The sequence below is a fragment of the Paenibacillus sp. HGF5 genome (genome assembly GCF_000204455.1).
In the GTDB taxonomy this organism is placed as follows: Bacteria; Bacillota; Bacilli; order Paenibacillales; family Paenibacillaceae; genus Paenibacillus_AQ; species Paenibacillus_AQ lautus_A.
Genome location: NZ_AEXS01000122.1, coordinates 1 through 7,633, shown reverse-complemented (window position 1 = coordinate 7,633; position 7,633 = coordinate 1). Strand labels below are relative to the sequence as shown.

At 53.7% G+C, this 7,633-nt stretch carries 5 protein-coding genes and 1 pseudogene; 1 reads left to right on the top strand and 5 read right to left on the bottom strand.

Annotated elements, in window-relative coordinates; genetic code table 11:
• The 3 genes from HMPREF9412_RS19055 to HMPREF9412_RS19045 all read right to left on the bottom strand — a co-directional run.
• The coding region (locus HMPREF9412_RS19055; protein ID WP_009593336.1) for a family 65 glycosyl hydrolase domain-containing protein at positions 1 to 1,866 on the bottom strand (1,866 nt) is incomplete at its 3' end.
• Between the two features lie 90 nt (positions 1,867 to 1,956).
• A complete protein-coding gene (gene pgmB, locus HMPREF9412_RS19050) occupies positions 1,957 to 2,607 on the bottom strand; it encodes a beta-phosphoglucomutase (RefSeq protein WP_009593338.1) in 651 nt (216 codons plus the stop codon).
• 120 nt (positions 2,608 to 2,727) lie between these two features.
• A complete protein-coding gene (locus tag HMPREF9412_RS19045; RefSeq protein ID WP_009593335.1) occupies positions 2,728 to 3,762 on the bottom strand; it encodes a LacI family DNA-binding transcriptional regulator in 1,035 nt (344 codons plus the stop codon).
• A gap of 605 nt (positions 3,763 to 4,367) precedes the next feature.
• On the opposite strand from HMPREF9412_RS19045, the gene HMPREF9412_RS19040 reads away from it, so the two are divergent.
• A complete protein-coding gene (locus HMPREF9412_RS19040; protein WP_009593333.1) occupies positions 4,368 to 6,065 on the top strand; it encodes an alpha-amylase family glycosyl hydrolase in 1,698 nt (565 codons plus the stop codon).
• A gap of 110 nt (positions 6,066 to 6,175) precedes the next feature.
• Here the strand turns inward: HMPREF9412_RS19040 and HMPREF9412_RS33370 are convergent, their stop codons facing one another.
• Positions 6,176 to 6,481 (bottom strand): excinuclease ABC subunit A, encoded by a 306-nt coding sequence (locus HMPREF9412_RS33370; protein WP_009593337.1) that lies wholly within the window; start codon positions 6,479 to 6,481, stop codon positions 6,176 to 6,178.
• A pseudogene (locus HMPREF9412_RS19035) lies at positions 6,447 to 7,633 on the bottom strand (ATP-binding cassette domain-containing protein); the annotation flags it as partial. The gene HMPREF9412_RS33370 and the pseudogene HMPREF9412_RS19035, both read right to left, overlap by 35 nt.

The window sequence follows — 7,633 nt, the reverse complement described above, 5'->3', positions numbered from 1 at the left end:
AGTTGCGTTTTTCGTAGCCAGATCGTACCGGTCGCCAAGGAAGAACAATCCTTGCAGCACGTCGGCCTGCTTAATGTACACCGAACGCAGAATGCGGTCCCAGGACCAGTTCTGGTTCAGCGGCAGGTGGGCAGGGTCCAATTCCTTCACCGGAACCAGCTCCTTGTTAAGGAAACCGTCCTGCTGCAGGAAGACGCCGAGTTCCTCGTCTACCGGGTAGTACATTTTGCTGATGATATCCTGCCATTTGGCCGTTTCTGCATCCTGCAGGGCAAGCTTCGCCGTAAGCTCGGCATAGCGGGAATTCTCATTCTCTTTCAAATACTCGAGCACGTCGAGCGTGTATTCCATCGTCCAGCTGGCAATTCGGTTCGTATACCAGTTGTTGTTGACGTTGTTCTCGTACTCGTTCGGGCCGGTAACGCCGAGCATCATATACTGGTCCTTCGCCGGCACGTAATTCACGCGTTCTTCCCAGAAACGGGAGATTTCCACGAGCACTTCCAGACCGTATTGGCCGAGGTAAGAGAAGTCGCCGGTATAGTTGACATAGTTATAGATGGCATAGGCAATCGCGCCGTTACGGTGGATTTCTTCAAACGTAATCTCCCACTCGTTATGGCATTCCTCGCCGTTCATCGTCACCATAGGATAGAGGGCCCCTTTGGTGAAGCCGAGCTTTCTGGCATTTTCCTTCGCTTTTTCCAGGTGCTTATAACGATAGATCAGCAGGTTGCGCGAGATGCTGGCATCCGCGGTGCTCAGATAGAACGGCAGGCAATAAGCCTCGGTATCCCAGTAGGTGCTGCCGCCATATTTTTCCCCGGTAAAGCCCTTTGGCCCGATGTTCAGGCGGTCGTCTTCGCCGCTGTAGGTTTGGTTCAGCTGGAAAATGTTGAAGCGGATCGCTTGCTGGGCCGCCACATCGCCTTCGATGACGATATCGCTTTCCTTCCATTTGTCGCCCCAGGAATCCGCCTGCTCCTTCAGCAACTGCTCAAATCCGGTCTCCACCGCCGGTTCCAGCACGGCACGCGCTGCTTCCACCAGCTCGCCGAATCCATGATTGCGGGAAGTGACGTTGGCCACGTATTTATAAATGGTGACGGCTTCGCCTTCGGATACGGGTATGCTTACGCGGTTCGCGGCATATTTCTCTTTTTCGATCAGCTCGGCCTGAAGATCCAGCTTCTCGCCGTTCTTAAGGATGTGATAAGACATGACGGAGGTAACATGGAAATCGAGTTTTTTGGTTTTTACGGTCAATGCGGCCGAGCCTTGCGCGGCTTCCTTGAATACCTCCAGCCAGAACTTCTCGTCATAGTTGGAGTCTTTGTTCTTCACATCGCCATCGAGATAAGGCGTGACCGTAAGCTCTCCAGCAAAATTAAGCGGCGTTACGGCATATCGGATGGCACCGATCTCGTGGCGTACAATGCTGACAAAGCGAACGGCCTCGACCTGGAGCTCCTTGCCGTCTTCCATGACAGCGGTGAAGCGGCGGGAGAGGAAGCCTTCCTTCATATTCAGCTCGCGCACAAAATCCTTCACCGTGCATTTGGCCAAATCCAGCGGCGTGCCGTCGATATCAATGCCGATGCCGATCCAGTTGGTGCTGTTCAGCACTTTGGCGAAATATTCAGGATAACCGTTCTTCCACCAGCCTACGCGGGTTTTATCCGGATAATACACCCCGGCCATGTAACTGCCCTGCAGGGAGGAACCGCTGTAGGACTCCTCGAAGTTGGCGCGTTGGCCCATGAATCCGTTACCGATACTGAAGATACTCTCCGAAATTTCATGCGTGTGAGGATCAAAGCCCTCTTCAATAATTGACCATTCATCAAGTTTTAAATATTGTTTCACAATCATCGGCTCCTTTAGGTTTAGGAAAAATGGTTGCATATCTATATGGGATGATGCTGCTGAATGCTGTAAACGCATGTGCTCACACGCTTATAACTCCAGCAGTCGGTCCACCGTTAACTCTTCCAGGGAAGGAAGGACGAGGTTGGCGCGCCCCAAGGTTTCGGGCGAACCGATGCCGACGCTGCGCATTCCCGCGCGGATGGCGGCTTCGATTCCGGCCTCGGCATCCTCGAAGACGACGCAGGCGTCAGGCTGGGCGCCAAGCTCGCGAGCTCCCAGCGTAAATACCTCGGGATCCGGCTTCGCTTGGCTGGTCTTCGTTCCATCGATGATAGCGTCGAAGTAAGGCGTCAGGCCGGTATTGTTCAGGATCAGCATCGCGTTCTTGCTGGCGGAGCCCAGCGCAACCTTGATGCCGCGGTCCTTCAAAGCTTGGATAAATTCAAGGGCTCCAGGCAAAATCTCGGATTCGTCCATGTTGGAAATATACTCGACATACCAAGCATTCTTCTTCTCAGCCAGCGCCAGCTTCGCGTTTTCATCCAGCGATACTCCGCCAACCTCAAGCAGAATATCGAGGGAAGCCATGCGGCTAACACCCTTCAGGCGTTCGTTGTCCTGCTCCGTGAATTCAAAGCCAAGCTCTCCGGCAAGACGCTTCCAGGCAATGTAGTGATACTTGGCGGTATCCACCAGCACGCCGTCTAGATCGAATAAACAAGCGGATAGGGTTGACATGATCATCCTCCTTAATGAATTAGTGCAAACGTTTGAACCAAGCTGCAAAAATAAAGGAAGCACCAGGATGCTTCTTTATTTTGAAGTACTTCTTGCTATGCTCCGCATATTCGTCGACACTCAAGATTTCGGCGGCGAAAACATTGAGGATTCGCGGATCATCAATCGATGCGGAATGATATAGCGGTGCGGCAGGATCGTGTTGTCATCGTTGCGAATGGTCTGGATCAATGCCTGCGAAGCGGTATAACCCAGGTTATAGATGCCGATGTCAACGCTGCTCAGCGGCGGTGTCGATAGTTCGGTCAATGAGATGTTGTTGAAACTGATGATCGATACGTCCTGGGGAACTTTATACCCCAGCTCGTGCAGTCCGCGAACCACGCCGAAAGAGACAATGTCGTCGACAATGACAAGGGCCGTCGGCCGCTCGGGCAGGTTCATGAAAAAGGACATGGCGCGATAGCCGCTCTCCTGCAGGAACTCGCCTTCCACAATCCATTCTTTTCTCATTTCAAGGCCTGCATCGGCAAGTGCCTTTCCGTAGCCCTTCATCCGGTCCTGGGATACGATCAGGTTTGGCGGCCCGCTGACAAATCCTATCCGCTGATGCCCAAGCGAGATCAAATGCTTGGTTGCATCATAGGCCGCCTGCACATTATCGGTATCGACCGATAACAGGTCAGGATATTTCTCGCTCCGGCCGACCAGCACGAACGGGTAGTTGTTCGATTTCAGAAAATCAACGACCTGGTCGTCCTGCCTGGAGTAAAGCAAGATGGCGCCGTCGACGCGGCGGCCGTTAAGAAGGCGGGATACCGCTTCGACTTCCTCTTTCTCGTTGCCGCCCGAACTGAGGACGACATCGTATCCGGAACGGTTCGCTTGGGTGACGATACCGCGGATCAGCTCCATGAAGAATAAGTTGAGGAACAATTCCTCCGCGGGTTTCGGCAGAATGACGCATATGCTTTCTGTCGTTTTGGAAACAAGGCTCTTGGCCATAATATTGGGATGGTAGCCCATTTCCTCCATGATCTCTTTCACCTTGCGCGAGGTTTCGCGGCTGATTCTTGGATGATTGGAAAGCACCCGAGAGACGGTGGAGGGGGATACGCCCGCTCGTTTTGCGACATCTTTTATCGTTACTGACATAATAGGACCTCCAGTGGAACCGTTTGCGTTTTTTTGAAAATAAGAAAGCGACTACTGGAGTCTCCCTTATTTCACAAGAGTAACTTTCCGCTGTTCGCCGACCGTTCCTCTTTATTAAATTGTGGGTCTGTCAGGCCCTGTGTATACGTGGATACCTATTGATCTAAAGGCATATTGATCCGGTATGTTAAACGGTTTCACACTGCTATATTAACGTTAATCGATAGGCTTGTAAATACGTATCCAAGTCAGTCCAACGCAATTATTTCACAAATGCATCAAAAAAGAAGCAAGGATTAGAAAACGGAAGAAAGGCCGGTATTATGGCCCGAAAAAACCGGAAAACAACTTAAAATGGCATTGTGCAAACGATTTAACAAAACGAAAGTGTGGGTTATGATAGAGTGGGATCAAAAACAGGCCGTTATCAACCGGCGAAGATGGAATTAAAGCCAGACCCTATTATGTAACCGTTTTATTGGAAATCTCTGGTGCTTTTTAATTCAAACGTTTGCGCTTTCTGATTATACATGAAAATACTGTACAGTACATAAGCGGAATGACTCGATGAATATCAGCTGTGTAAGCGAAGAGGGGGAAACAGCGTGATACGGAATACATGGGGAAGACGCAGGGCTCTGCCGATATGGCTTATGGCTTTTGCGCTTACGGGAAGCCTGCTTGCAGGCTGCAGCGGCACCGCGGTTACGCCTGAAGAGGAAGCGAAGCCGCCGGCGGCTTCGGAATCGAAACAGCCGGATACGAAAGCGCCTGCGCCAGAAGGGAAAACAGAGGTGGATGAGCAGCCTTCCGACGTCTATTATGAAATTTTCGTGCGTTCATTCTATGATTCCGATGGGGATGGGATCGGTGACTTGCAAGGGGTCATTGAGAAGCTGGATTATTTGAATGACGGAAATCCGGAATCCTCGGAGGATCTTGGCGTGACGGGGATTTGGCTGATGCCGATCCATCCTTCGCCGAGCTATCACGGCTATGATGTGACCGACTACCGTTCCATTCACCCGGATTACGGGACGCTGGATGACTTTAAGACGCTGCTTGCCGAAGCGGATAAGCGCGGGATCAAGATCATTATGGATCTGGTGGTCAATCACACAAGCACGGAGCATGCTTGGTTTCAGCAGGCTGCGAAAGACAAGGCCTCGGGCACCCGGGATTGGTACATCTGGGCCGAGGATCAAGGGAAAACGCCTTCCGGATCCAGCGCGGCGGGAAGCGGCTCCCCTTGGCATGAGATGAACGGGGCGCATTACATGGGCACGTTCTGGGGCGGAATGCCGGATCTGAACTTCGATAATCCCAAGGTCCGCGAGGAGATGAAGGATATCGGGAAGTTCTGGCTGGAGCTGGGCGTCGACGGCTTCCGGATCGATGCAGCCAAGCATATTTACGAGGATCTGATGTCCGATAAGGGAGAGGCGACCACGGCCAAGAATACGGCTTGGTGGCAGGAATTCCGCGCCGGCATGAATGAAGTGAACCCGGAGGCTTATATCGTCGGGGAGATTTGGGATAATTCCGCTGCGGTCATCGCGCCGTATTTGGAGAATGCATTTGATTCCGGATTCAATTTCGGCTTGGGCGAGAGCATCCTCGGTGCCGCCATGAACGAGAAGGATAACAACCTGGCCTTCACCCTGGAGCGGACATATGGCTTGTTCAGCCAGGTATCGGACGGCAAGTTTACGGATGCTACCTTCCTGACGAATCATGACATGAACCGTGTCATGTCCCAGCTGAAGGATGACGTAAACCACGCCAAGATGGCTGCCGGCATTCTGCTGACGATGCCGGGCCATCCGTTTATCTATTACGGCGAAGAGATCGGGATGAAGGGAGCGAAGCCGGACGAGCAAATCCGGGAGCCGATGATCTGGTCCAATACGGGCAGAGATAAGGGACAGACGACCTGGGAGCCGCTTACGCATAACCGCGGCGATCAGGTGCAAGGCGTAGAGCAGCAGACCGGAGACGAGAATTCCCTGCTGTCCCGCTATCGCACGCTGATCCGGTGGCGGAATGAGATGCCTGCCCTGAACAGCGGCACGATTGAATCTTATGCGTCAGGGAACCAGCAAGTGATGGCTTATATCCGCCGGACAAACGAGAGCGGGGCCTTAGTGGTTCATAACCTGTCAGGCGCGGAGCAGATCGTGGACCTAGCATCGAAGAACGGATCTGCGGATTTCCGGTCATTGGCGAGAACCACCGACGACAGCGCGGCATTGGATGGCAGCAGTTTAACGCTGCCGCCGTATACGACCGTTATTTTGGAATAGGCTGCGATCCTGCCTTATACAGCAAAACACAACAAGACCCCGAGCCCCTGGAAGGAGGCGTGCTCGGGGTCTTGTTTGACATCCGCTATAGCCCTAAAGCTACTTGAGGACTAAGCACGAAACTGCCGCAAATAATTGGCCGTCACGGAACGCGGGCTCTCCAGCAGCTCGGCCGGTTTGCCGCAGAACAGGATGTTCCCGCCGTCTTGTCCCGCGCCGGGTCCCATGTCGATAATCCAATCCGCCTGGCTGATGATATCCAGGTTATGCTCGATCACAATGACCGTGCTGTCCTGTGCGACAAGCCGGTTGATGATGGACATCAGTCGCTCGCAATCGGACAGATGGAGTCCGGTCGAGGGCTCGTCGAGCACGTAAATCTCACCTGAATGATCGAGCTCGGCCGCCAGTTTCACCCGCTGCCGCTCTCCTCCCGACAGCGTGCTTAAGGGCTGACCGAGCGTCAAGTAACCCAGTCCGACCTGCTGAATGCGCAGAAGCGCGGCCAGGATGCCGGGCTCCGTGAAAAAAATCCAGCGCTTCATCGGTCGTCATGGCGAGCACGTCGCTGATGCTGCTGCCTCGAAGGTGATATTGCAGGACGTCATCATGAAAGCGGCGACCCTGGCAAGCCTCGCAAACGCTAACCAGGCTGTCCATGAAGGCTAAATCCATCGTGATCGTGCCGGAGCCGTTACATTCCGGACAGGCTCCCTTGGCATTAAAGCTGAAAAGGGAAGGGCCCACCCGATTCTCCCCGGCGAATAACTTGCGGATATCGTCAAATATGCCGGTAAACGTCGCGAGATTGGAACGGCTGGACGCCTGAATCATGTCCTGATTGATAATGACGGCCTCCGGATAAACGCCAGGCAGCACCTGGTTGATGAGCGTGCTTTTGCCTGACCCCGCGACGCCTGTTACCGCCGTCAGCACCCCGGTCGGAATGCTCACGGACACCTGCTTCAGGTTGTGAAGGGTGGCGTCCCTAATATGCAGCCATCCGGTCGGCTCGCGGACCTCGGACTTTAACCGGGCGCGCTGACGGAGGCATTTTCCCGTCAGGGTATCGGCGTGCCGCAAACCCTCCCAATTCCCCTCATATACGATGGTGCCGCCGGCTAGGCCGGCTCGCGGTCCCATATCTATGATATGGTCTGCAATCCGGATGACGTCCGGGTCGTGCTCCACGATGATGACCGTATTTCCCTTGTCCCGAAGCTGCAGCAGCAGGCGGTTCATGTTATGCACATCGTGAGGATGGAGGCCGATGCTGGGCTCGTCAAAAATATACGTTAGATCCGTCAAGCTGCTCCCCAGCTGGCGCACCATTTTGATGCGCTGGGATTCGCCGCCGGACAGGGTTGCGGTTTCCCGGTCCATCGTAAGGTAACCGATCCCGACCAGAAGCAGCTGCTGCAGCCGGGTTATGCAGGTGTCCACGATGGTTGCCGCCGCGGGATCCTCGATGCTTTCCAAAAAAACGATCAGCTCATTGACCTGCATCCGAGCGCAGTCGGCGATGGAGGTTCCGTTGATTTTGCATGAGAGCGCCTCCTGATTCAGTC